Annotated in this window: 27 protein-coding genes; 13 read left to right on the forward strand and 14 right to left on the reverse strand. The window is 65.5% G+C overall.

All coding sequences use genetic code 11. The annotated features are described in order from the left end of the window. Positions 1-22: 22 nt before the first annotated feature. Genes ACFOOL_RS01650 through uraH form a run of 7 tightly spaced genes read right to left on the reverse strand, consistent with a single transcriptional unit; the run spans position 23 to position 8,573 of the window. Positions 23-949 (reverse strand): ABC transporter permease, encoded by a 927-nt coding sequence (locus ACFOOL_RS01650; RefSeq protein WP_380094278.1) that lies wholly within the window; start codon positions 947-949, stop codon positions 23-25. Beyond that, positions 946-2,028: an ABC transporter permease gene (locus ACFOOL_RS01655; RefSeq protein WP_380094281.1), complete on the reverse strand. Its 1,083-nt coding sequence runs from the start codon at positions 2,026-2,028 to the stop codon at positions 946-948. Before ACFOOL_RS01655 ends, ACFOOL_RS01650 begins: the two co-directional genes overlap by 4 nt. Beyond that, positions 2,012-3,544 carry an ABC transporter ATP-binding protein gene (locus ACFOOL_RS01660; RefSeq protein ID WP_380094283.1) on the reverse strand — a complete coding sequence of 511 codons (1,533 nt, stop codon included), beginning with the start codon at positions 3,542-3,544 and terminating at the stop codon, positions 2,012-2,014. The genes ACFOOL_RS01655 and ACFOOL_RS01660 overlap by 17 nt, the downstream gene beginning before the upstream one ends. 1 nt (position 3,545) lies before the next feature. Continuing rightward, positions 3,546-4,412: a xanthine dehydrogenase accessory protein XdhC gene (xdhC, locus tag ACFOOL_RS01665; RefSeq protein ID WP_380094285.1), complete on the reverse strand. Its 867-nt coding sequence runs from the start codon at positions 4,410-4,412 to the stop codon at positions 3,546-3,548. A gap of 10 nt (positions 4,413-4,422) precedes the next feature. Further along, entirely contained in the window at positions 4,423-6,750 is a 2,328-nt protein-coding gene (gene xdhB / locus ACFOOL_RS01670; protein ID WP_380094287.1) for a xanthine dehydrogenase molybdopterin binding subunit, read from the reverse strand. Then, positions 6,750-8,216 carry a xanthine dehydrogenase small subunit gene (xdhA, locus tag ACFOOL_RS01675; RefSeq protein WP_380094289.1) on the reverse strand — a complete coding sequence of 489 codons (1,467 nt, stop codon included), beginning with the start codon at positions 8,214-8,216 and terminating at the stop codon, positions 6,750-6,752. The genes xdhB and xdhA overlap by 1 nt, the downstream gene beginning before the upstream one ends. A 3-nt stretch (positions 8,217-8,219) precedes the next feature. After that, positions 8,220-8,573, reverse strand: coding sequence for a hydroxyisourate hydrolase (gene uraH, locus ACFOOL_RS01680; protein WP_380094291.1), 354 nt, complete (start codon positions 8,571-8,573; stop codon positions 8,220-8,222). Between the two features lie 159 nt (positions 8,574-8,732). On the opposite strand from uraH, the gene ACFOOL_RS01685 reads away from it, so the two are divergent. The 6 genes from ACFOOL_RS01685 (at position 8,733) to puuE (ending at position 12,898) form a co-directional block, all read left to right on the forward strand. Then, entirely contained in the window at positions 8,733-9,716 is a 984-nt protein-coding gene (locus tag ACFOOL_RS01685; RefSeq protein ID WP_380094293.1) for a LysR family transcriptional regulator, read from the forward strand. A 57-nt stretch (positions 9,717-9,773) separates the two neighbouring features. Continuing rightward, entirely contained in the window at positions 9,774-10,097 is a 324-nt protein-coding gene (locus ACFOOL_RS01690) for an ArsR/SmtB family transcription factor (RefSeq protein WP_380094295.1), read from the forward strand. Then, complete coding sequence (locus ACFOOL_RS01695; RefSeq protein WP_380094296.1) at positions 10,094-10,531, forward strand: DUF1801 domain-containing protein; 438 nt, start codon at positions 10,094-10,096, stop codon at positions 10,529-10,531. The genes ACFOOL_RS01690 and ACFOOL_RS01695 overlap by 4 nt, the downstream gene beginning before the upstream one ends. 10 nt (positions 10,532-10,541) lie before the next feature. Further along, positions 10,542-10,973, forward strand: coding sequence for a DUF1801 domain-containing protein (locus ACFOOL_RS01700; RefSeq protein WP_380094297.1), 432 nt, complete (start codon positions 10,542-10,544; stop codon positions 10,971-10,973). Further along, entirely contained in the window at positions 10,970-11,401 is a 432-nt protein-coding gene (locus ACFOOL_RS01705; RefSeq protein WP_380094299.1) for an SRPBCC family protein, read from the forward strand. Before ACFOOL_RS01700 ends, ACFOOL_RS01705 begins: the two co-directional genes overlap by 4 nt. Before the next feature lie 78 nt (positions 11,402-11,479). Next, the gene (gene puuE, locus ACFOOL_RS01710) at positions 11,480-12,898 is read left to right on the forward strand and encodes an allantoinase PuuE (RefSeq protein ID WP_380094301.1); all 1,419 of its coding nucleotides are present in this window, start codon (positions 11,480-11,482) and stop codon (positions 12,896-12,898) included. Between the two features lie 3 nt (positions 12,899-12,901). On the opposite strand, the gene ACFOOL_RS01715 is transcribed toward puuE, so the two are convergent. Then, a complete protein-coding gene (locus ACFOOL_RS01715; RefSeq protein WP_380094302.1) occupies positions 12,902-13,051 on the reverse strand; it encodes a hypothetical protein in 150 nt (49 codons plus the stop codon). Between the two features lie 57 nt (positions 13,052-13,108). Beyond that, the gene (locus ACFOOL_RS01720; protein ID WP_380094304.1) at positions 13,109-13,567 is read right to left on the reverse strand and encodes an SRPBCC domain-containing protein; all 459 of its coding nucleotides are present in this window, start codon (positions 13,565-13,567) and stop codon (positions 13,109-13,111) included. Positions 13,568-13,618: 51 nt separating this feature from the next. On the opposite strand from ACFOOL_RS01720, the gene ACFOOL_RS01725 reads away from it, so the two are divergent. The 5 genes from ACFOOL_RS01725 to ACFOOL_RS01745 all read left to right on the forward strand — a co-directional run bounded on the left by ACFOOL_RS01725 (position 13,619) and on the right by ACFOOL_RS01745 (position 16,791). Further along, positions 13,619-13,951 (forward strand): ArsR/SmtB family transcription factor, encoded by a 333-nt coding sequence (locus tag ACFOOL_RS01725; RefSeq protein WP_380094306.1) that lies wholly within the window; start codon positions 13,619-13,621, stop codon positions 13,949-13,951. 51 nt (positions 13,952-14,002) lie between these two features. Then, the gene (locus ACFOOL_RS01730; protein ID WP_380094309.1) at positions 14,003-14,818 is read left to right on the forward strand and encodes a bifunctional allantoicase/(S)-ureidoglycine aminohydrolase; all 816 of its coding nucleotides are present in this window, start codon (positions 14,003-14,005) and stop codon (positions 14,816-14,818) included. A gap of 2 nt (positions 14,819-14,820) precedes the next feature. Continuing rightward, positions 14,821-15,330, forward strand: coding sequence for an ureidoglycolate lyase (locus tag ACFOOL_RS01735; RefSeq protein WP_380094310.1), 510 nt, complete (start codon positions 14,821-14,823; stop codon positions 15,328-15,330). Positions 15,331-15,403: 73 nt separating this feature from the next. Further along, positions 15,404-16,162, forward strand: a complete 759-nt coding sequence (locus tag ACFOOL_RS01740; protein WP_380094312.1) for an META domain-containing protein — start codon at positions 15,404-15,406, stop codon at positions 16,160-16,162. Continuing rightward, positions 16,159-16,791: a nucleoside deaminase gene (locus ACFOOL_RS01745; protein ID WP_449240182.1), complete on the forward strand. Its 633-nt coding sequence runs from the start codon at positions 16,159-16,161 to the stop codon at positions 16,789-16,791. Before ACFOOL_RS01740 ends, ACFOOL_RS01745 begins: the two co-directional genes overlap by 4 nt. Positions 16,792-16,813: 22 nt before the next feature. Here ACFOOL_RS01745 and ACFOOL_RS01750 read toward each other — a convergent pair whose 3' ends face one another. Continuing rightward, entirely contained in the window at positions 16,814-16,972 is a 159-nt protein-coding gene (locus ACFOOL_RS01750; protein WP_380094315.1) for a hypothetical protein, read from the reverse strand. 151 nt (positions 16,973-17,123) lie between these two features. Here ACFOOL_RS01750 and otsB point away from each other — a divergent pair, with 151 nt between their 5' ends. Next, on the forward strand, positions 17,124-17,909 hold the full coding sequence (gene otsB, locus ACFOOL_RS01755; RefSeq protein WP_380094317.1) for a trehalose-phosphatase: 786 nt from the start codon (positions 17,124-17,126) through the stop codon (positions 17,907-17,909). Between the two features lie 52 nt (positions 17,910-17,961). Continuing rightward, positions 17,962-19,374 carry an alpha,alpha-trehalose-phosphate synthase (UDP-forming) gene (locus ACFOOL_RS01760; protein ID WP_380094318.1) on the forward strand — a complete coding sequence of 471 codons (1,413 nt, stop codon included), beginning with the start codon at positions 17,962-17,964 and terminating at the stop codon, positions 19,372-19,374. Positions 19,375-19,434: 60 nt separating this feature from the next. Here ACFOOL_RS01760 and ACFOOL_RS01765 read toward each other — a convergent pair whose 3' ends face one another. From ACFOOL_RS01765 to ACFOOL_RS01780, 4 genes are all read right to left on the reverse strand, one after another. After that, positions 19,435-21,084: a DEAD/DEAH box helicase gene (locus ACFOOL_RS01765; RefSeq protein ID WP_380094320.1), complete on the reverse strand. Its 1,650-nt coding sequence runs from the start codon at positions 21,082-21,084 to the stop codon at positions 19,435-19,437. Positions 21,085-21,126: 42 nt separating this feature from the next. Further along, positions 21,127-21,918, reverse strand: coding sequence for a molybdopterin-dependent oxidoreductase (locus ACFOOL_RS01770; RefSeq protein ID WP_380094322.1), 792 nt, complete (start codon positions 21,916-21,918; stop codon positions 21,127-21,129). Next, positions 21,915-22,769: a cytochrome b/b6 domain-containing protein gene (locus ACFOOL_RS01775; RefSeq protein WP_380094324.1), complete on the reverse strand. Its 855-nt coding sequence runs from the start codon at positions 22,767-22,769 to the stop codon at positions 21,915-21,917. Before ACFOOL_RS01775 ends, ACFOOL_RS01770 begins: the two co-directional genes overlap by 4 nt. An 85-nt stretch (positions 22,770-22,854) precedes the next feature. Continuing rightward, positions 22,855-23,505 carry a ThuA domain-containing protein gene (locus tag ACFOOL_RS01780; RefSeq protein WP_380094327.1) on the reverse strand — a complete coding sequence of 217 codons (651 nt, stop codon included), beginning with the start codon at positions 23,503-23,505 and terminating at the stop codon, positions 22,855-22,857. Positions 23,506-23,511: the final 6 nt, after the last annotated feature.

The raw sequence follows: 23,511 nt of genomic DNA on the forward strand, positions 1-23,511 counted from the left end.
CTGTCTGACGTCTTCTGGTTGGTTAGGTAGTCGGTAGAAAGGGTTTACCCAGGCATGCCGGCGCCGCCGAACTGCCCGAGCGCCGCAGCGAGATCAGCACCAGCACCGCGATGGTGGCGAGATAGGGCAAGGCCGCCCAGAACTCGGACGGGATGCCGCCGGTGCTGCCCGACGCCTTGGTATAGAGCTCGATGGTCATGACGAGGCCGAACAGATAGGCCCCGCCCAGAAGCCGGAACGGCCGCCAGGCGGCGAACACCACCAGCGCCAGCGCGATCCAGCCCCGGCCCGCCGTCAGGCGCTCGGCCCATTGCGGGGTCAGCAGCAGCGGGAAGCAACTGCCGGCGATCCCGGCCATGGCGCCGCCGAAGGCGACGGCGGCATAGCGCACCCCGATGACCGAATAGCCGATGGAATGGGCCGAAAGATCGTTCTCACCCACCGCCCGCAGGATCAGCCCGGCCCGGGTCTTCTTGAGAAACCACCAGACGGCGAAGACGAGGAAAAGCGAAAAATAGACCAGCGGGCTATGGCCGAACACCAGCCGCCACAGCGGATGGGTGGCCAGCGCCTCGGGGAACACCGAGCGGAAGATGTCGATGGGCCGGCCGGTATAGGCCTGGCCGAACAACGCGGAAAAGCCGGTGCCGAAAATGGTCAGCGCCAGGCCCGTCGCCACCTGATTGGCCGAGAGCGACAGGGTGAGGAAGGCGAAGATCATCGAGGACGCGGCGCCCGCCACCGCCGCCAGCAGGATGCCCAGCCAGGGATTGCCCGTGGTGAAGGTGACGGCGAAGGCGATGACGGCGCCGATCAGCATCATGCCCTCGACGCCCAGATTGAGCACGCCGCTCTTTTCCACCACCAATTCGCCCAGCGCGGCGATGAGGATCGGGGTCGAGGCGCCGATCAGGGTGATGATGATGGGGACGATCAGATCGGTATTCATGGTGCGACCTCCACCGTCCGCCGGCCCACGATCTTGATCCGGTAGCGCACGAGCAGGTCGCTCGCCAACAGGAAGAACAGCATCATCGACTGGAAGATGCCCACCGCCGCGGCGGGGAGCTGGATCGTGGTCTGCGCCACCTCGCCGCCCACCACGGTGACCGCCATGGCGAGACCCGCGAAGATGACGCCGATGGGATGCAGCCGCCCCAGAAAGGCGACGATGATGGCGGTGAAGCCGTAATTGGTGGGGAAGGACGGCACCATGCGCCCGAACGTGCCGGCGGCCTCGAGCACCCCCGCCAGCCCCGCCAGCGCCCCGCTGGTCAGGAGCGCCAGCCAGATGGTGCGGTTGATGGAAAAGCCGCCATAGCGCGCCGCATTGGGCGCCGCTCCCACCACCTTGACCTGGTAGCCGAAGACCGACCGGCCCATGACGAACCAGGCGATGACGGCCACGACGACCGCGATGGGCACGCCCAGATGCACGATGGTGCGCGGCACGATCTGGGGCAGCATCTGGTCGGCGGTGAACATGCGGGTCTGGGGAAAGCCGAAGCCCATCGGGTCCTTCCACGGTCCGATCACCAGATAGTTGAGCAGTTGGATGGCCACATAGGTGAGCATCAGGCTGGTGAGGATCTCGTTGACCTGCAGCCGCGTGCGCAGCAGCGCCGGCAGCACCGCCCAGGCCATGCCGCCGGCGGCACCCGCCAGGATCATCAGCGGCAGAATCCAGGGACCGGAAAAGTCCCGCGTCAGCAGGGCCATGCCGGTGCCGGCGAGACCGCCGAGGATATATTGCCCCTCGGCCCCGATATTCCACACATTGGCGCGATAGCCGATGGCCAGGCCCACCGCGATGATGACGAGCGGCGCGGCCTTGACCGCCAGATCCTGCCATTTGAGCGGGTTGAGGATGGGGGTGACGAAGATTTCCCGCACCGCCCGCGTGCCGTCATAGCCGATCAGCGAGAAGATGATGGCGCCGACCAGCGCCGTGATCAGCACCGCCCCGATGGGGGCGAGGTAGAGCATCGCCTTGCTGGGCTCGGTGCGCTTTTCAAGCCGGAACTGCATCGTCCACCTCTTCGGCTCCGTGAACGCCGCCCATGAGCAGCCCGATTTCTTCCACGGTGAATTTATCCGCCGGCCGCGCCGGGCTCAGCCGCCCCATATTGATCACTGCCAGCGTATCGCACAGCGCCCGCAATTCATCGAGGTCCTGGCTGATGACCACGATGGCCGAACCGGCCGCCGCCAGATCGACCAGCGCCTGATGGATGGCCGCCGCTGCGCCCGCATCGACGCCCCAGGTCGGCTGGCTGACCACCAGCACCGAGGGCTTTTGCAGGATTTCCCGGCCCATGATGTATTTTTGCAGATTGCCGCCCGAGAGCGAGTCGGCGGTCGAGGCCGGACCCAGCGCCTTGACGGCGAAATCGGCGATCACCTTGCCGGTATAGGTGCGGGCGGCGCCCGAATTGATCAGGCCCAGCATCACCATGCCCAGCCGGTCCCGCGCCGTCAGCACGCTATTGTCCGAAAGGGTGAAATCGCCGACCGCGGCATGGCCGTTGCGCTCCTCGGGCACGGCGCAAAGCCCGTATCGCCGCCGCTCGGTGGTATCCATGAGCCCGATATTGCGCCCCTCGATGGAAATGGCGGCGGCGGTTTCGGCCCGCACCTCCCCGGAGAGCGCGTCGAGCAGCGCGTTCTGCCCATTGCCCGCCACCCCGGCGATGCCCAGGATTTCGCCGGCCCGGACGCTGAAGCTCACCCCATCGACCGGCACGTCGAAATGCCCGGCCTTGCGGGTGGAGAGCCGGTCGACGACCAGCTTGGGTTCGCCGAAGCGCCGCCCCTCGGCCTTGACGATGTCGCGCAGCCCGGTGCCGATCATCTTCTCGGCCATGGAGCGGCTGGTTTCCTGGCTCGGATCACAGGTATCGACCTTGCGCCCGCCGCGCAGAATGGTGGCGGTGTCGCACAAAGCCTTGATCTCATGGAGCTTGTGCGAAATGTAGAGAATGGAGCAGCCTTCCCTGGCGAGCTGGCGCAGCACGGCGAAAAGCTGCTCGACCTCCTGCGGCGTCAGCACCGAGGTGGGTTCGTCCATGATCAGCAATTCGGGATTGAGCAGCAGAGCCCTCACGATTTCGATGCGCTGCCTTTCGCCCACCGACAGCGTCGCCACGGTCCGATGCGGATCGAGCGCCAGACCGTAGGTGTGCATGACCTCGCGAATGCGGGCCTCGAGCTCGCGCGCGGGGATTTTCGCATCCATGCCCAGCGCGATGTTCTCCAGCACGGTCAGCGCCTCGAACAAGGAGAAATGCTGGAACACCATGCCGATGCCCAGTCGCCGCGCCGCCTTGGGGTTGGGCACCGCCACCGGCTGCCCGTTCCACAGGATTTCTCCGGCATCGGGCTGCATGATGCCGTAGATCATCTTGACCAGGGTGGACTTGCCGGCGCCGTTTTCGCCCAGCAGCGCATGGATTTCGCCCGGCTTGACCGCGAACGACACGTCGTCATTGGCGAGAACGCCGGGGAACCTCTTGGTGATTCCACGCAATTCAAGCCGATTGGGCATTTCAGTGTCCACTCGCCACCCCCTGTTTCGCAGGGGCGGGCTGCTGCCCGGCGAAACGTTCCCGTTCCCCCACGTGGACCATAATTTCAGCCGCCGCCAGCGCCGCAATCACTGAAGGACGTTTATCCCCAAGCCCTTGCGCCCCGATCGGCAGGACCAGGCGCGCCAGGGCCTCGGGATCTCCCCCCTGTTCGGTGAACCAGTGCGCGAACCTGGCCCGCTTGGTTTTCGATCCCACCATGCCGACATAGGGGCTGTCCAGCCGTGCCAGCGCTTCCTGGGCGATGAGAAAGTCCAGCGCGTGGTCATGGGTCATGATCACGAAGGCGCTGCCGGAAGGCGCGGCGCGCACCACCGCCTCGGGCATGGCCACGCGCCGATGGGCGATGCCGGCCGGCAGCGTATCGAGCTCGGCCTGCCGCGTATCGATGACCTCGACCCGCACCGGCAGCAGGGCCAATATCTGCGCCAGCACCCGCCCGATATGCCCGGCGCCGAACACATAGACCCGTGCCGCCCCGGTCTCCTCGGCGGCCACCCGTCCGGCAAGGCTGCGCCGCAGCCCGGCATCGGCGTAGCGCAGCGCGACCTTGACCCGACCGCCGCAGCACTGGCCGATCTCGGGGCCGAGCGGCACGTCCATCGCCTCCTCCGCCCGTCCGGCGGCGATCAGGCGCCTTGCATGCTCGATGACCATATATTCGAGCGCCCCGCCTCCGATCGTGCCCCAGATGGACCCCATGCCCACCAGCATGAACGTCCCCTCCTCACGCGGCGAGGACCCGCGCACCGAGATCAGCTCGCACTGGATGACGTCGGCATTGACCGCAAGGAAGGTTTCGAGGGCGGAGGCGGAGCCGGGAGTCATGCGACCAACCTCACCCCGCCATGCCTTTCATGCGCTCCACCCCCATCAGCACCCGCTCCGGGGTGACCGGCGTATCGAGCTGCGGCGCGACGCGGTAACCGGCGATGCTCGCCACCGCCATGCCCAGCGCCTCGACCACGCTGATGGCCAGCATGAAGGGCGGCTCCCCCACCGCCTTGGAACGGCCGATCGTGGGTTCGCGGTTGACGCTCCATTCGGCCAGCCTGACGTTGAAGACGGGCGGAATGTCCGACGCCAGGGGAATTTTGTAGGTCGAGGGCGCGTGGGTGCGCAACTGCCCCTTGTCGTCCCAAACCAGTTCCTCGCTGGTCAGCCACCCCATGCCCTGGATGAAGCCGCCCTCGACCTGGCCCAGATCGATGGCCGGGTTCAGCGAGCGGCCCACATCATGCAGGATATCGACGCGGTCGACGCTGTATTCGCCGGTGAGCGTATCGATGGTGACTTCGCTGACGGCGGCGCCATAGGCGAAGTAGTAGAAGGGATGCCCGCGGCCGGTGGCCCGATCCCAGTGGATCTTCGGCGTCTTGTAGAAGCCGGCGGCGGAGAGCTGCACCCGGTTCATATAGGCCGAGGCGCACAATTCGGCGAAGGGCACGAAGCGGCGGCCCACCTGCATGCCGCCCTCGACCCAGCGGCAATCGGCTTCGTCGGCCTCATGGAGCTTGGCCGCATGGGCCAGCAGGCGCGCCTTGATCTGCTCGCACGCATCCCAGGCCGCCATGCCGTTGAGATCGGAGCCGGACGAGGCCGCCGTGGCCGAGGTATTGGGCACCTTGCCCGTGGTGGTCGCCATGATCTTGACGCTGTCGATCCCGACGCCGAAGGCATCGGCCACCACCTGCGCCACCTTGATGTAAAGCCCCTGCCCCATCTCGGTGCCGCCATGGCTGAGATGGATCGAGCCGTCCTTGTAAACATGAACCAGGGCGCCGGCCTGATTGTACCAGGTGGCGGTGAAGGAGATGCCGAACTTCACCGGCGTCAGCGCGATGCCCTTGCGCAGGATGGAGCCGGTCCTGTTGAAGGCAAGGATATCGCGGCGGCGCGCCTGGTAATCCGAGGACGCTTCCAGCTCCTCCACCACCCGATGGACGATATTGTCCTCCACCGTCTGGTGATAGGGCGTCACGTTATCGCTGTCGCGCCCGTAGAAATTGGCCTTGCGGATGTCGAGCGGGTCCTTGCCCAGCGCATAGGCGATATCCTCGATCCAGCGCTCGCTGGCCAATACGCCCTGCGGGCCGCCAAAGCCGCGGAAGGCGGTGTTGGAAACGGTATTGGTATAGAGCGGCTCGGAACGGGCCCGCACTGCCGGATACCAATAGGCGTTGTCGCAATGGAACAGCGCCCGGTCGGTCACCGGCCCGGAAAGATCGGCCGAATAGCCCGCGCGCGCTCCGAACACGGCGTCCACCGCCAGGATTTTGCCGTCGTCGTCATAACCCACGTCATAATCGACGACGAAATCGTGGCGTTTGCCGGTGGCGCTCATGTCGTCGTCGCGGTCGGGGCGGATCTTGCAGGCGCGGTTCCACTTCTTGGCCGCAAGAGCCGCGATCACGGCAAACAGGTTTCCCTGCGTCTCCTTGCCGCCGAAGCCCCCGCCCATGCGGCGCACCTCAACGGTCACCGCGTGCTGGCGGATGCCCAGCACATGGGCGACCATGACCTGCGCCTCGGTCGGATGCTGGGTGGAGGAATAGACGGTGACGTCTTCGTCCTCGCCCGGAACCGCCATGGCGATCTGCCCTTCGAGGTAGAAATGGTCCTGCCCGCCAATGGTAACGGCGCCTTGCACACGACGCGGCGCGGCGGCAAGGCCTGCCTCGACCTCGCCACGCTCGAGCTTCAGCGGCTTGGTGACCAGCTTGCCGCCCGCCGCCTGGGCCGCCCGCACGTCGAGCGCGAAGGGCAAGTCCCGATATTCGATCCTGGCCAGATGCGCGGCCCGCCGTGCCTGATCGCGGGTCTCGGCGACGACGGCAAAGAGCGGCTGGCCCCAGAACTGCACTTTCCCGAGCGCAAAGACCGGCTCGTCATGCACATGGGCGGAGCTGACATCGTTGACGCCGGGGACGTCCTCATTGGTGAGCACGCCGATGACGCCGGGCGCTGCCCGCACCGCCGCAAAGTCGATGGAGAGGATGTCGGCATGGGCGCGGCTCGAGAGCGCCAGATAGGCGTGCATGGTGCCCGCCGGCTCGACCATGTCGTCGATATATTCGGCCGTGCCGGAGACGTGCTTGGGCGCACTGTCGTGCGGCGTCGCCTTGTGCAGGGTCGCCAAGGAAATGCCAGCCGCATGCTCGTTCATCACGCCACCTCCCGTTTCAGCCTTTCGCCTTGCCCGATCGTCTCGAGATAGAAACGCTTGAGCAGGTTTTGCGCTGCAAGCAGCCGGTATTCGGCACTGGCCCGCATATCGCCGATCGGCTGATAATCGGTGGCGAAGGCGGGCAGCACGGCCTCGACCGTTTCGAGCGTCCAGGGCCTGCCGACCAAGGCCGCCTCGACAGCCTTGGCGCGCTTGGGCGTCGCCGCCATGCCGCCAAAGGCGATCCGCGCCATCCCGACCGTGCCGGCATCGTTGACGAAGACGCGAAAGGCGCCGCACAATGCCGAAATATCCTCGTCCCGGCGCTTGGAAATCTTGTAGGTAGCGAATTTTTCGCCCGCCGGCAGCAGCGGCAGGGTGACGCTTTCGACGAACTCGCCCGGCTGGCGATCCTGCTTGCCATAAGCGAGGAAATAGTCCTCGAGCTTGATTTCGCGGCGATGCTCGCCCCGGCGCAGATGCAGCCTGGCACCCAGCGCGATGAAGGGCGGCGGGGTATCGCCGATGGGCGAGCCATTGGCGATATTGCCCCCGATCGTCCCCATATTGCGCACCTGCTCGCCGGCAATGCGGCTCCAGAGCTCGTTCAGTTGCGGGAAATTCGCGGCAATGACCGGCAGCGCCTCCGAATAGGAGACACCGGCGTAAAAGCGCACCTCGCTGTCGTTCTCGGCGATACGCTTCAACTCCGGCAGATGGCCGATGAACACCACCGGCCCGATGCGGCGCATGAACTTGGTGACCCAGAGCCCTACATCGGTGGAGCCGGCCACGATCCGCGCCTCCGGATTTTCTGCGTAAAAGGCGGCGAAATCGTCGAGGCTGGCGGGAATGACGATACGGTTATCACCCTCTCCGAGCTCCACCCGCCGCCCGTCATCGATAGCCCTGATCCGGTCCCTGACCGCGATGCGCTCGGCCCATAGCGGATCGCCCTCCGGCTGGCCGTAGCTGGAAATCGCCTGGCCGGCGCGGATGATCGGCGCATAGCCGGTGCAGCGGCAGAGATTGCCCTGCAGGGCCTTCTCGATAGCATTCCGCGAGGGGTGGGGATCGCGCATCCACAGGCCATAAAGGCTCATGACGAAGCCGGGAGTGCAGAAACCGCACTGGCTGCCGTGGAAATCCACCATGGCCTGCTGCACCGGATGCAGATGGCCGTTCTCGCCGCGCAGATGTTCGATAGTCACCACATGGGTGCCGTGCAGGCTGCCCATGAAACGGATGCAGGCCGTCACCGAGTCATAGACGATCTCATCGCCCATCAGCCGGCCCACCAGCACGGTGCAGGCGCCGCAATCGCCCTCGGCGCAGCCTTCCTTGGAGCCGCGCAGCCGGCGCTCCAGCCGCAGCCAGTCGAGCAGCGTCTGGTCAGGCGCCACGTCGGTCAGCGTCACCTCTTCGCCGTTGAGCAGGAATTTTATGGCGTTGGCGACCTCGGCCATGTTTCAGCTTCCCCGATAGGTGGAATAGGAGAAGGGGCTGACCAGCAGCGGCACGTGATAATGCCTGTCCTCGGAAATGGTGAACCGGACCGGCACCACGTCGAGAAAGGGGGTTTCGATCTCGACGCCCAGCCGCTCGAAATACTGCCCCACATGGAAGCGGATCTCGAACTCGCCCTGCTGGAACTGGTCGTCGGCCAGCAGCGGCTGGTCCACCCGCCCGTCTTCATTGGTATGGCTGTCGAGCAGGTGATGGGTATGATCGCCATGTACGAAATGCAGTTCCAGCCGCATGCCGCGCGCCGGCCGGCCATGCGTGGTGTCGAGTACATGGGTGGTGAGGCGTCCGCCCGCCATGCCTGCTCCTCCTCCGATATGCTGCCGAGCCCGATTCCGGGTCGTCCGGCATGCACATCGCAAATCGTCTCCCAAGGCAACCATATCACGCCACGTTGCTCTTGATACTCTCAAGTTGGAAGCACTATGCTGCCGTTTCGGCAACAGCGGAGCACGCCCATGGAACCGCGCCAGACACCGGACCGCCCGCGCGAGCACGCCCTTTCGGCAAGCCTGCTGGCCCGTGTCTTTCACCAGCCGTCCCTGTTGTATTTCAACGCCGTGGCAACGCATCTGTCCATCCGTGAGGCGGCGCGGCGGCTGGACGTCGCCTCCTCGGCGGTGACGCGGCAGGTGGCGCAACTGGAGGATGCGCTGGGCATCGCCCTGTTCCTGCGGGAAAAGCGGCGGCTGCGGCTGTCGCCGGCCGGTGAAATCCTCTTCCGGCATTCACGCCGCCTCATCGCACCCATGGAGGCGGCAGTCTCGGAAATCGAATTGCTGCGCGGCATCCGCGCCGGCTCGGTGCGCATCGCCGCCGCCGAAAGCGTGGGCCTCTCCTTCCTGCCCCGGCTGATCGGCGATTTCGGCCGGCTCTATCCCCGGCTCAACCTCGATATTTCCATCGTTTCCTCGGCCGAGGTGATCGAGCGCCTGCTGGACGAGCGGGTCGATATCGGCATCGGGTTTTTCGGCCGCCCGCCGCGCCAGATCGAAATCGCCGTTCGCCGCGAGGTGCGGATCGGCGCAGTGATGGTGCCGGACCACCCGCTCGCCGCGACGCAGGCGCTGACCATGGAACAATGCCTCGACCATCCCCTGGCGGTGGTGAAGCCGGAAATCTCCATTCGCGAGGTGATCGATCCGTTCCTGCGCGGCTCCGCCCCCTTCCTGCCGCCGCTGGTCGAGGCCGATTCTATCCGCATGCTGGTGGAACTGGCGCTGGGCGGCCACTATGCGGCGATCATGACCCCGATCGGGGCGCAGAACGAGATCGAGGCCGGACGCCTGATCTTCCGACCCCTGCACGATGGAGGCCTGCCCACCAATCATTTCGGCATATTGCTGCGCTCCGGCGCTCCGCTGCATCTGGCGCCCGCCATCTTCTTCGAACACGCCAAGGCCTATTTCGACGGGCTGTTGCTGCCCGGCGAGACGGGTTGACATCCATAGCCGTCCAGCTATTGAATGCAATTCATAGCCAACGATGAATGAATTGCCATGACAGACACGAGGGACCTGGTGTTCCGCTCGCTTGCCGATCCGACGAGGCGCGCCATTTTTGAGCGGCTCTGCCGCCATGGCGAGCAAACAGTGGGCGCCCTGACCACCGCGGCGGGCGTCGCCCAGCCCACCGTCTCGAGGCATCTGTCGCTGCTCAAGCAGGCGGGGCTGGTCGAGGATCGGCCGGCCGGCCGGCAGACGCATTATTCCGTCCGTCCCGACGCCCTGGCGCCGCTTCTCGACTGGACCCGGGAAATGACCGGCTTCTGGGAAAGCCGCTTCGACGATCTCGAAAACCTGCTGCAAAGGATGGACCAATGAGCCAGAGGAAACCGCTCACGCCCGGCCCGGACGGCATCGTTCGCCTCGCCGGCGGCAATCCGCAAATCCCCAAGGGTTATGGGGACGCGGTGGTGCAGACCTATATCGATGCCATGCCCGGCTGGCAGAGCGCGGTGGGCCGCAGGCTCGACGCCATCATCGAAAAGACGGTGCCCGGCGTGGAAAAGGCGGTGAAGTGGAACTCGCCCTTTTACGGCACCGAGAAGGATCACTGGTTCATGAGCTATCACTGCATGACCCGATATTTGAAAGTCTCCTTCTTCAAAGGCGCCCACCTCGACCCGCCGCCCCCGGGCACATCCAAGCAGCCAGATGTGCGTTATCTCGATATCTATGAAGAAGACGAGATCGACGAGGCCCGGTTCGCCGACTGGGTGAGGCAGGCCAGCCGCCTTCCCGGCGAGAAGATGTGAGAACCGAACCATGAGCTTTGGCAAAAACAGCGCGGCCGACCTGGCGACCGGCGCCACGCCCGCCGAACTGATTGACCAGCGCATAGCGGCCCTGCCCGACTGGCGCGGCGAAACACTGGCTCGATTGCGCCGCCTGATCCACGAGGCGCTGCCCGAAGTGGTCGAGGAATGGAAATGGGGCAAGCCGGTCTGGTCCCGGGACGGCATCCTGTGCACCGGCGAGGTTTACAAGAAGGCAGTGAAGACCACTTTCGCCAGGGGAGCGGCGCTTGACGATCCCGGGCGGCTGTTCAATTCCAGCCTCGAGGGCAATGTCCGCCGCGCCATCGACTTTTTCGAGAGCGAACCGTTCGACGAGTCCGCCTTCAAGGACCTCGTCCGCGCCGCCGCAGCGCTCAATGCCAGCAATCCGCCCCGAAAGGAAAAGAGGACCGCTCCATGACCGATACCACAACCGAGACCCGCACCGTCGTGGTCGAACGCGACATTCCCCACCCCGCCGAAAAGATCTGGCGGGCGCTGACCCAGCCGCACCTCATCGCCGAATGGCTGATGCAGAACGATTTCAGCCCGACGGTCGGCCACCGCTTCCAGTTGCGCGGCGAATGGGGCGGCGTGCTCGACTGCGAAGTGCTCGCCATCGAGCCCAACCGCTCGCTCTCCTACACCTGGAATTTCGACAATGACGATCCCGCCTATGGCCTCAAGAGCGTCGTCACCTGGACGCTGACGCCCAGCGGCACCGGCACGCATCTGCGCATGGAACAGGCCGGCTTCCGTCCCGACCAGAAACAGGCCTATGGCGGCGCCCATGCCGGCTGGAAGGGATTTTTCGAAAAGCTCGAAGGGGTTCTGGACCGGGAGGGCTGACGCCCCACGCGGCACCTAGCCTCGGCGCCACAAGTCTGGTTACCATCCCGGCCAATGCTTAAGAACAAGAGGCCCGGAATGAACCGCTATCCCCGCGACATGCACGGCTACGGCCCCACCCCGCCCCACGCCAACTGGCCCGGCGGCGCCCATGTGGCCGTGCAATTCGTGCTCAACTACGAGGAAGGCGGGGAGAACTGCATCCTCCATGGCGATGCGGCGTCCGAGGCGTTTCTGGTCGACGTGCTCGGGGCCGCGCCCTGGGCCGGACAGCGCCATGCCAATGTGGAATCCATGTATGAATATGGTGCCCGCGCCGGCTTCTGGCGGCTGCATCGCCTGTTCACCGGCGCCGGCCTGCCGGTCACCGTCTATGGCGTCGCCACGGCGCTGATGCGCGCTCCCGCCCAACTCGCCGCCATGCAGGAGGCCGGCTGGGAAATCGCCAGCCACGGACTCAAATGGGTGCAGCACAAGGACATGCCGCCGGAGGAGGAGCGGGCCCAGATCGCCGAGGCGGTGCGCCTGCACGAAGTGGCCACCGGCGCCCGCCCGCAGGGCTGGTATACCGGCCGCTCCTCGCTCAACACCATCGAACTCGTGGCCGAGCATGGCGGCTTCGCCTATATTTCCGACACTTATGACGACGACCTGCCCTATTGGAAAGTGATCGGCGGCAAGCCGCAGCTCATCATCCCCTACACCCTCTCCGCCAATGACATGCGCTTCGTCACTGCCCCGGGCTTCGCCAATGGCGAGGAATATTTCACTTTCCTCAAGGACAGCTTCGACTGCCTTTATGCCGAGGGCGAGGCCGGCAGCCCCAGGATGATGTCCATCGGCCTGCATTGCCGGCTGGTGGGGCAGCCGGGCCGTTATCAGGGCCTGAAGAAGTTCATCAATTACATCAAGACATTCGACAAGGTCTGGGTGCCGACGCGGCTGGATATCGCGCGGCATTGGGCCCAGGAACACCCCTATGTCGCGCCCGAAGTCGTCCCCAGCCGGCTCGAGCGCGCCGAATTCGTCGCCCGCTACGGCTCTATCTTCGAGCATTCCGCCTTTATCGCCGAACGTGCCTGGGAGGCGGAAATGGGGCCGGCCAACGACACCGCCGCCGGCCTGCATTTCGCGCTGCGCAGCCAGTTCCGCATGGCGACGCCCGAAGAACGCCTGTGCGTGCTGCGCGCCCATCCGGACCTCGCCGGCAAGCTGGCCGCCGCCAGGCGCCTCACCGCCGAATCCACCGCCGAGCAGGCTTCGGCCGGTCTCGACGCCCTCACCGACAGGGAGCGCGAGAAATTCACCGCGCTCAACGCCGCCTATGTCGAAAAATTCGGCTTCCCCTTCATCATCGCCGTGCGCGACCACACCAAGGCGTCGATCCTCGAAAATTTCGAACGGCGCCTGGCCAATTCGGCCGAGGAGGAACTGGCCACCGCCTGCGCCCAGGTCGAGCGCATCGCCCTGTTGCGCCTCGAGGCGATATTGCCCTGACGCCTAGCCGTCGAGCTGAACCGGCTTTTCGGCCGGGTCTTCCTCGTCGCGCTCGAAGCCGAACACCAGGGCCAGCATCGCCAGCCAGGGCAGGTTGTGCTGCACCCAATGAGTGCCGGGCGACAGGCCGATACTGGAGAACAAGCTACGCATGGACCGAGCTTGCGCCGCAATGTTGAAGATTGCGTAACCCTAACGCTTTCCCACCGCCTACTTGTAGAAGCCGTTGCGCAGATTGATGCCGTGCTCGATCCACATGCGCATGGCGCAGAGCATGCCGGTCCAACCCTCGCAATTGCCGTAGGAGGCTTTCTGGCCCACCTCGTTCTCACGCCAGCCGCCTTCATGGATGGCGACCAGCGTGCGCCCATCCTCGAGAGCCTCGAAGGTCATCGTAACCTCCGTCTGGTAGGGGCCCGCCGGATCGTCGTCCGGCGGCGCATCCCAGCGCAGAACGATTTTTCGGTCCGGCACCACCTCGACCACATCGACCGGGAAAGCGCCCGGAAAATCATGGAAATCCCAGGTGACGGTCGCCCCGGTTTCGAGACGTCCCTGCGCGCCGCCCGTGGTGAAATAACTCGAAAGCCGCGACGGGTCGGCCACCGCCTCGAACACTTCGTGCACCGGCCGGGAGATACGGCCGCGAACGGTGAACTCATATGCCATGGTCACCTCCTCAATCTTGACCGGCAAGAAGATATGTTATAATTATATAACATGTCAACGGACGATACAGACGACCTCATCTTCAAGGCGCTCGGCCATCGCGCCAGACGGCGCATTCTCGATCTTTTGAAGGTCGAGTCGCGTACCACCGGCATGCTCTGCGAGCAGTTCCCGCAGCTCGACCGCTGCACCGTCATGCAGCATTTGCGGGTTCTCGAAGACGCCGGGCTGATCGTCGCCGAAAAGCGCGGGCGCGAGCGCTGGAACCATCTCGACGCCCTGCCCGTCCATGCCATTCATGAACGCTGGATCGGTCCTTACGCGGCCTATGCCGCCTCAATGCTCGGCCGCCTGCGCCGGCAGGTCGAGGCGGAGGTGCCATAGGGCGCCAGATGCGTTATCAAGAGCGGGACGACCCTCCGCTTCGAGATCAACATGGCTTCCTACGCCTCCCCCGCCGCCGGTCTTCCGGCCCAGATGACCCTTCACACCGGCCGCGCCGTCTTCACCGAGGCCTATGCCCTCATTCCGCATGGGGTGATGCGCGACATCGTCACCTCCCGCCTGCCGCATTGGCGCGACAGCCGCGCCTGGATCATCGCCCGGCCGATGAGCGGCTTCGCCGAAACCTTCTCGCAATATATCGTTGAGGTCGCCCCCGGCGGCGGCAGCGAGCGCCCGGAGCAGAACCCCGAGGCCGAAGGCGTGCTCTTCGTCGTCGCCGGACAGGTGGCCCTGACTATCGGGGGCGAGCCCCACATGCTGGGCGAAGGCGGCTATGCCTTCCTGCCGGCCGGCAGCCACTGGACCCTCACCAACCGCGCCACCGCGCCGGCGCGTTTCCATTGGGTGCGCAAGCGCTACGAAATGGTCGAGGGCATCGACAGCCCGCCCGCCTTCGTGACCAATGAACAGGACGAGCCAATACGCTGGATGCCCGACACCGATGAGCGCTGGGGCACCACGAGCTTCGTCGACCCCGCCGATCTGCGCCATGACATGCACGTCAATATCGTCACTCTCGAGCCCGGCGCCGTCATTCCCTTCGAGGAGACCCATGTGATGGAGCATGGCCTCTACGTGCTCGAAGGCAAGGCCGTCTATCGGCTCAATCGCGACTGGGTGGAGGTCGAGCCCGGCGATTTCATGTGGCTGCGAGCCTTCTGCCCACAGGCCTGCTATGCCGGGCCGGAGCGATTCCGCTATCTGCTCTACAAGGACGTCAACCGCCACGCCAGGCTGCCATTCTGACCATGACCGAACCTATCGTCGCCATCGAGCCGCTCAGCGCCGCAGCCTTCGCCCCGTTCGGACAGGTTATCGGGACCGGGGAGGCCTCGCATTTTCCCATCAATAACGGGATGACCGACCGCTATCACGATCTCGCCCGCATCGAACTGGGCGGGGAGGAGGCCCACCCGCTCATCTCCATCTTTCGCGGCCGGCCCTACACTCTTCCCCTGCCGCTCAGCCTAGTCGAGCGGCATCCCCTGGGCAGCCAGGCGTTTTATCCGCTTTCGGCCAATCCCTGGCTGGTGATCGTCGCCGAGGACGATGACGGCCGGCCGGTGCGCCTGCGCGCCTTCCGTCCCGCTCCCGGCGAGGGCGTCAACATCGCCATCGGCATCTGGCATGGCGTTCTGACACCGCTGGAACGCGAGAGCGATTTCCTCGTCGTCGATCGGGGCGGGACCGGCAGCAATCTCGAGGAATATCGCTTCGAAACGCCCTGGCTGATCGTCGATCCGGCCGCTGCGCCGTAACCCTAACGGCAACCGCGCCTCGCAACGTTTTGGCGCCTGCGCTAGTTTGAGGACAAACGGGATGGAGACGAGCATGAACCTGTCCAAGCTCATCCGTATCGTCCTGGCCCTGGCGCTGATGACCTTCCCCGCCCTGGCCGGCACGACGTTCAACGGAACCGTGACCTATCGGGAAAAAATGGCGCTGCCGCCCGATGCCCGGCTGCGCGTCACCCTGGTGGATCTGCCCGGCGGCCTCCCGCAGGTGGGCGCCACCGCGAGCATTCCGGCCATCGGCGGCGTGCCCATCGCCTTTTCCCTCAATGTGAACAGCGATCTGGATGCAGGCGGGACCTACGGCCTCATGGCCGAAATCAGCAGCGCCGGGCGGGTGCTGTTCCGCAATGTCCAGCCCGTGCCGGTCGACGCGACGGATGCCGGCCCGGTTCACATCCTAGTGCATTACGCCCCCGGCCCCGCGCCCTTCAGCGCCGATCCTCCGCCCGCCGCGCCGCCCGACCTGCTCGACGCCATCTGGACGGTGACCAGCATTGGCGGCCGTCCCATACGCGGCACGCGGGACCTGACCCTGACCATCGCCGCCGATCTGCGCGCCGGCGGCTCGGGCGGCTGCAACAATTATTTCACCGAGACCACCATCGAGGGCGACGCCATCGCCTTCGGTCCGGCCGCTGCCACCCGCATGGCCTGCGCGCCCGAGTTGATGGCGCAGGAGGCGGAATATTTTGCCGCCCTTGCGGCGGTAGCCGCATTCGAACTGGATAGCGGCAGCCTGCGCCTGCTCGATGCGGCCGGCGTGCCGCTGGTCGGTCTCGTCCGCAACCGGGAGTGAGCAGATTGGACAACGCAGCGCTGATTTCGCGCCTCTTCGACGTCATCGAACAGGACATCGTCCCGGTCACCGCCCGCGGCGTCCGGCGCGGCAACAAGCTGTTCGGCGCCGCGATCCTGAGGAAATCCGACCTTTCGGTGGTGGTGGCCGAGACCAATAACGAGGTGGAAAACCCGCTCTGGCATGGCGAGATGCACGCCATCAAGCGCTTCTTCGAACTGCCCGCCGGCAACCGTCCGGCACCATCCGACTGCCTGTTCCTTGCGACGCACGAACCCTGTTCGCTCTGTCTTTCGGGCATCACCTGGTCGGGCTTCGACAATTTCTACTATCTGTTCAGCCATCAGGACAGCCGCGACAGCTTCGCCATTCCCTACGACATCCAGATATTGCAGGCGGTGTTCGCCGTGCCCGACCCCGAAACCGGGGCGGTATCGGCCCAAAGGCCGCTCTACAACCGCCGGAATCGGTTCTGGACCGGAAACGGCCTGCAGGAGATGATCGCCGGCCTCGACCGCGACGGCCGCGAATCCCTCATGGCGCGCTTCGACGACATCAACGCGCTCTACGCCGATCTCTCCGATATCTATCAGAACGAAAAGGGCGGCAAAGGCATCCCCCTGGCGTGAGGCGGGCCGCTACCGATCGGCCTTAATCCGCCAGCGCCATGGGCACATATTCGCTGCGCGGGGCTTCCGCGAAGGAGGCGGCGAAGCTCAGAACGCTCAGCGCCAGAGCAAACAGAACGGCCGCAACGACACGCAGGACGATGCCCGGACGCTCCGATCCCACGGTTTTTTCGATCTGCATCGCTCTTTTCCTGCCTTTCCGGCCCGGTTTTTTGGAGCAATGCCTCACTGTCGGCCCATTCACCTACCCCCCTTGGCGCATGGCAGCCATGAGCGCCGAACCTTTGCGGTTCCTGGGCGTTCATTCTGGGCACACAATTTTAGGGGTAGTTATGCTCGAACCGAACGCCCGACCGGGCGGAACGCCGCCCTTGCTGGCGGTTTTTACCGATTTCGACGGTACGCTGGTGGAAATCGCCGAAACGCCCGATGGAGTGGAAGTCCCGGCCGAAGTGACCGACCGGCTCGGCCGCGCCCTGTCGCAGTTCGATCACGCTTTCGCGGTCATCACCGGCCGGGACATTGCCGATATCGACCGCTACCTGTCGCCGCTGCAATTGCCGGTGGCGGGGGTTCACGGCGCGCAGCGCCGGCGCGCCGATGGGAGCTTCGACACCCTCGATCAATCCGTCAGCACCGCCTCCGACGCCATCGCGCTGGCGCTCGAGCCGCTGGTCCAGGCTCATCCCGAGCTGATCGTCGAGCCCAAGGACGGATCCGTCGCGCTACATTACCGCCGTGCGCCCGAATTGGAGGAAACCTGCCGCCGCGCCCTGGAGGAAGCCCTGCTCGAGCATCCCGGCTTCACCCTCATTCCCGGCAAGATGGTCTATGAAGCCCGCCCCGCCGGGCTCGACAAAGGCACGGCGTTGCGCGCCTTCATGCAGGAAGAGCCGTTCGCCGGGCGCGTACCGGTCTTTATCGGCGACGACCGCACCGACGAGGACGCCTTCCGCGCCGCGCAGGAGCTGGGCGGCATCGGCATCAAACTTGGCCCCGGCACGACCGCCGCCAGGATGCGCATCGCCGACATCGCCTCGGTCTATGCCCTGCTGCAGGGCCTCGCCGATATCTCCGCCGGCGGCCACTCCGACGCGCCGGAGGATGTGCCGCACTGACGCCGGCCGCTGGCCGCCATTGCCTTTCAACCGATCAGGGAGCCCGAACCACATGAGCCGCATCGTCAACATCTCCAATCGCACCCCCGGCAAGGGACCCGCCGCCGGCGGCCTGGCCGTCGCCTTGCGCAAGGTGCTGGGGGAGCGCGAGGGCTTTTGGTTCGGCTGGTCGGGCAAGCTGACCGACCAGCCGGCCAAGGAAGCGCGCTTCGAAGAGGTGGAAGGGCTCAGGATCGCGCAGATCGACCTCACCCGTGAGGATCACCACGCCTATTACGCCGGCTTTTCCAACTCCATCCTCTGGCCCAGCTTCCACCTGCGGCTCGATCTGGCGACCATGGAAAGCCATTGGTACGAGGGCTACCGCCGGGTGAACCAGCAATTCGCCCAGGCCCTGCTGCCTCTCCTCAAGCCGGACGACCTCATCTGGGTGCACGATTATCACCTGATCCCGCTCGCCTCGGAACTGCGCCGGCTCGGCGTGCGCAACCGCATCGGCTTTTATCTGCATATCCCCTTCCCGACACCCGATGCGCTCTACGCCATCCCTCACCATGCCGACCTGATGCGGGACCTTTCCCGCTACGACCTGGTGGGCATGCAGGCGCGGCGCGACGTCGCCGCCTTCACCGAGTTCGCCGAGCATCAGGAACCCTCCACCTTTGGCGGGCAGGTCGACGCCATCGATTTCAGCCGCACCGAAATCGACGCCTTCCCCATCGGCTCCGATCCCGACGCCTTCGCGCGCCTGGCGGTCAGCCCCGCCGCCACCAGGATGATCCACCGCATGAAGCGTGCCATCGGCGAGCAGAGGCTGATCCTGGGCGTCGATCGGCTGGATTATTCCAAGGGCCTGCCCCAGCGCGTCGAGGCCTATGAGAAGCTCCTCGCCAACAATGCGCGCCTGCGCCGCAATGTGCACCTGCTGCAGGTGGCGCCGCCCTCGCGCGACACCATCCGGGAATATCAGGAGACCAGCGACACGCTCGACGCCATGTGCGGGCGCGTCATGGGCCATTTCGCCGAACCCGACTGGCAGCCGCTCACCTATGTGAAACGCGCCTATGGCCAGCCCAGCCTCGCCGGCCTCTACCGGCTGGCCCGTGTCGGCCTCGTCACGCCCCTGCGGGACGGCATGAACCTGGTCGCCCATGAATTCATCGGCGCCCAGAACCCCGACGATCCGGGCGTTCTGATCCTGTCGCGCTTTGCCGGCGCCGCCGAGATCTTTCCCGAGGCGCTGCTGGTCAATCCCTTCGACACGGATGAAACGGCCGAGGCGCTGCGCATGGCGCTCGACATGCCGCTCGAGGAACGCCGCCAGCGCTGGCAGGCGCTGATGGAAGCGGCGCGCGCGCACAATGTCGACGACTGGGCCATCAGCTTCCTCGACCGCCTCGCCCCCGGCACCACCAGGAAAGCCAGCGCCACGCGGGACATCCTCTATCTCGCCTCGGTCGCGTGAGGGCACCGCCGATGCCGGCCGACAAATTACAAAGGGCGCTCCCAAGAGCGCCCTTTTCAATCAGGCATTGACCACGGTACGGCGGGACCTGGCGGCTTCCCGCTTGGCACGGGTCCAGCGCGGTTTCTTGGCGGCGGCCGGCTTGGCACCTTGCGGGCGGGCGGACCGGGCCTCGTCCTTGCTGCCGGCCTCGGCGGCTGGCCGCGCATTGGCCTGGGGGCGGCGTACGCCGGCCGCCTTGGGATTGCGTGCCTGGCGCGGGCCGGGGCGGCCGGCCCGGTTGCGCGAGGGCGCGGCCGCCGCTTCCTCGACCAGGTCGAGATCGCCCGAAACCGGCAGCGTGCGGCGGATCAGCCGCTCCACGTCGCGCAGCTTGCCCCGCTCGGTGCCGTCGCACAACGTGATCGCGATACCCGAGGCGCCATTGCGTCCGGTGCGGCCGATGCGGTGCACGTAATTTTCCGGATCGTCGGGCAGTTCGTAATTGACCACGTGGGTGATCCCCTGCACGTCGATGCCGCGCGCCGCGATATCGGTGGCGACGAGAATGCGCACCTGCCCGCTGGCGAACCCCTTGAGCGCCGCCTGCCGGGCGTTCTGGCTCTTATTGCCATGAATGGCGGCGGCCTCGTGCCCATCGATGGCGAGGTTCTTGGCCACCCTGTCGGCACCATGCTTGGTGCGCGCGAAGACGATGACGCGGTCCATGCCTTCCTGCTCGTCGCCGAGCAGGTCGTTGAGCACGCCGCGCTTGGCCTTGGAACCGGACAGGATCACCCGCTGATCGATCTTGACCACGGTGGAGCCCTGCGGCGCAGCCTCGACCTTGACCGGGTCCTTGAGCAGCGTCCGCGCCAGATCCTCGACCTCGGCCGCCATGGTGGCCGAGAACAGCATGGTCTGGCGCCGCAGGCCGATGGCCTTGGCGATGGCCCGCACCGGGGCGATAAAGCCCATGTCGAGCATGCGGTCGGCTTCGTCGAGCACCAGCCAACGGGTCTCGTTGAGCCGGATCTTGTTATCGTCGAGCAGGTCCTTGAGGCGGCCGGGGGTCGCCACCACCACATCGACGCCGCGCGCGATCTTCTGCACCTGATGGTAGCGCGATACCCCGCCCAGGACGAGCACGGTATCGAGCTTCATCCCGGAACCGGCGAATTTGCGGATATTCTCGTCGATCTGTACGGCGAGTTCGCGCGTCGGCGCCAGGATCAGGGCGCGGGTGGTCATGGGCCGCGGCCGGCCGGTGAGGCCCATAATGCCGGCCAGGATCGGCAGGCCGAACGCCGCCGTCTTGCCCGATCCGGTCTGGGCGATGCCCATCATGTCCCGGCCTTCGAGAAGCCGCGGGATCGCCTGGGTCTGGATTTTCGTGGGCTCGGTGAAACCGCCCGCCGACAGGCTGTCGGTAATCGGGGCGGGCAGGCCGAGCGAAATGAAGTCGGTCAAATAGAAATCTTTCATATTGCGCGAATCCGCGCGAAGCGCCTCGCCGCAGCGGCGGGCGCCGGTACAATAAACGCAATCGGGCGACAGGGAATATCGCGCGGGTGCAGGCTCAAACCCGGAGCGCGAGGCGGCTTCCGGGTCGACTTCGCCGCTCACCGCAAAGCAAGAAGAGAAGTCCATCGGCGGCCATCGGGCCGCGACCTGTCCGATATGGGGGAAAGCGGCGGAAAACACAAGGCCGTCGCTTTCGCACGCGTGCATGGGAGCCCTGCGCCAACACGGCGATACCGCCACGGCACGGCGCTAGATACCGCCATACCAGTCATAGCCATTGTCCTCCCAATAGCCGCCCTTGCCGCGGCCGAAGGGAGAGAGATCGTCCACCACTTCGATCGTATGGAGATATTTTGGCTGCTTGTAGCCCAGCGTCCGCTCGATGCGCAGCCGGATCGGCGCCCCGTTGCTCACCGGCAGCACCTGGTCGTTGAGGCCGTAGCTCAGGATCGTCTGCGGATGATAGGCGTCGATCAGATCGGAACTGGTATAATAGAGAATGTCGCCGCTGGCGGTGCGCTGGATATTGTCGAAGCAGTGATAGACGCAATAGCGCGCGCCCGGCTTCACCCCCGCCTCGTCCAAGAGCGGCCCCAGGCGCGTTCCGGTCCATTTGGCGATGCAGCTCCAGCCCTCGACGCAATCGTGACGGGTGATTTGCGTCCGGGCCGGCATATTGCGCAGCTCGGCCAGCGAAAAGCTCAGCCGCCGCTCCACCATGCCCTTTATGGTCAGCCGATAGGGAGCAAAGCCGGCATTGCGCAACAGCGTATATTCAGGCGTCGTGGGCTCGACCGAGCCGTTGGGCCGCATGCCCTGGCGGATTTCGCTTTCTCCATATTCGCGCGCCAGCGCCTGCTCGCCGATCAGCGCCCGCTGCGCCCGGTAGGTCAGTACATTGGCCTGCTCCATGGCGCGACGGACCGGGTGTCCGCGCTGCCCGAGAAAATCGAACGGCTCGCATCCCGACAGCACCAGGCCCGACCCGGCCGCAGCCGAGCCGAGAAGAAACCGGCGCCGGTTGACGATCAGGCGACTCATGGCCTGTCTCCCGGCTCGGCCGGCGTTGCCGCGCCGGCGCGATACCACCCGGTCGTCATCGACCGGAGCAGGTTGAGCGGGCCGGCCAGCACCGTCATGGCGATATGGACGAGGAAGAACAGCACCAAAGCCAGCATGACGATGAAATGGATAGTGCGGGCCGTCTGCCGGCCGCCGAACAGGTCGAGGAGCCAGGGCCAGGCCGCATCCATGCCCGGGCTCATGGTCAGCCCGGTCAGCACGATCAGTGGAAACAGAACGAAGAACACGATGAAATAGCTCAGCTTCTGCAGCGGGCCATAGCGCCGTCCGCGATGCAGGCGCAGGCGCGCATGGTCGACAAAATCCCCCGGCAAAGCCCGCAAATCCGTCCCCCTCGGGACGATGTCGCGGCGCAGATGGCCATTGACGAGGCTGGCGAGAAACCAGGCGAACAGCGTCCCGACGAAGACCCAGCCGAAGAAGAAATGCACCACCCGTCCCGTCGCCAGATCCCGGAACGAGGGAATGGTGAGGGCACCGGGAAAGGCCGTGAAACTGGGGTTGGCCGCCGGCCCGCTCATGCCCAGGACGCCGGTCGTGTCGAAGCTGCGCCCAAGCAGCGTCGTGCGTCCGCGCGGCCCTTCGGCCGTATTCACCGCACCGATGCGCAGGACGGCATTGTCGTAGTCGAAGCCGGACTCCATCCCGATATAAAGGGCAGGATGGGCGTTGAAAATCTGCAGGCCCGAAAGCAGGAGGAAAAACAGCGAAATCGTCCAGACCCAATGGGTCAGCCGCGTCCATACCGATTGCCGATAGATCAGCGGCCCGCGTGCCGCCGGCAATGCCTTCTCCGCCTCCTGGCCCATCCTGAAACCTCCCGGGGCCATTGGATGCCCAATCGCCGATGGTTTCAACTCACCTTAAGGCGACGCGGAGCGGCAGGGCCGGCACCTATTCGTCCCGCGCCGCCCAGTTGAGACCGCGGCGCATGATGGTCGCCATGCTGGAATTGTCGAATTCCTTGGCGCGGTGGCCCAGCGTCATGTGGAAAACCCGGCCCTTGCCGTGATGGCGCTTCCACACCACCGGCATCACCACGCCCTCGATCCAGGGCGCATGTTCGCCCGAAAACGTAGTGGTCGCCAACACCTCGTTGGAGGGGTCGACATGCATGTAATATTGCTCAGACGTATAGGGGAAGGACGGCTTGATGCCGGCCATGATCGGATCGTCGGGCTTGGCCACCTCGACGGTGTAGTCGATGATGTTGCCCGGATGGGCCACCCATTGGCCGCCCACCATGAACTGATATTCCACCGAGTCGCGGAAGGCGTCGCTCATGCCGCCATGATGCCCAGCCAGACCCACGCCATTCTCCACCGCCTTGGTGAGGTTCTCCACCTCCTCCTTGGCGATCTTGCTCATGGTGAAGATAGGGACGATCACCGATAGGTCATGGATGGAAGGATCGGCGAAAGCGCTGGTCTCAGTGGCGGTACGCACCGAAAAACCATCCTCATGCAGCCAGCGGCGATAGATGGCGGCACATTCTTCGGGATCGTGTCCTTCCCATCCGCCATAGACGATCAAAGCACTACGCATGAGCAT

Source organism: Devosia honganensis (genome assembly GCF_042648785.1).
In the GTDB taxonomy this organism is placed as follows: Bacteria; Pseudomonadota; Alphaproteobacteria; order Rhizobiales; family Devosiaceae; genus Devosia; species Devosia honganensis.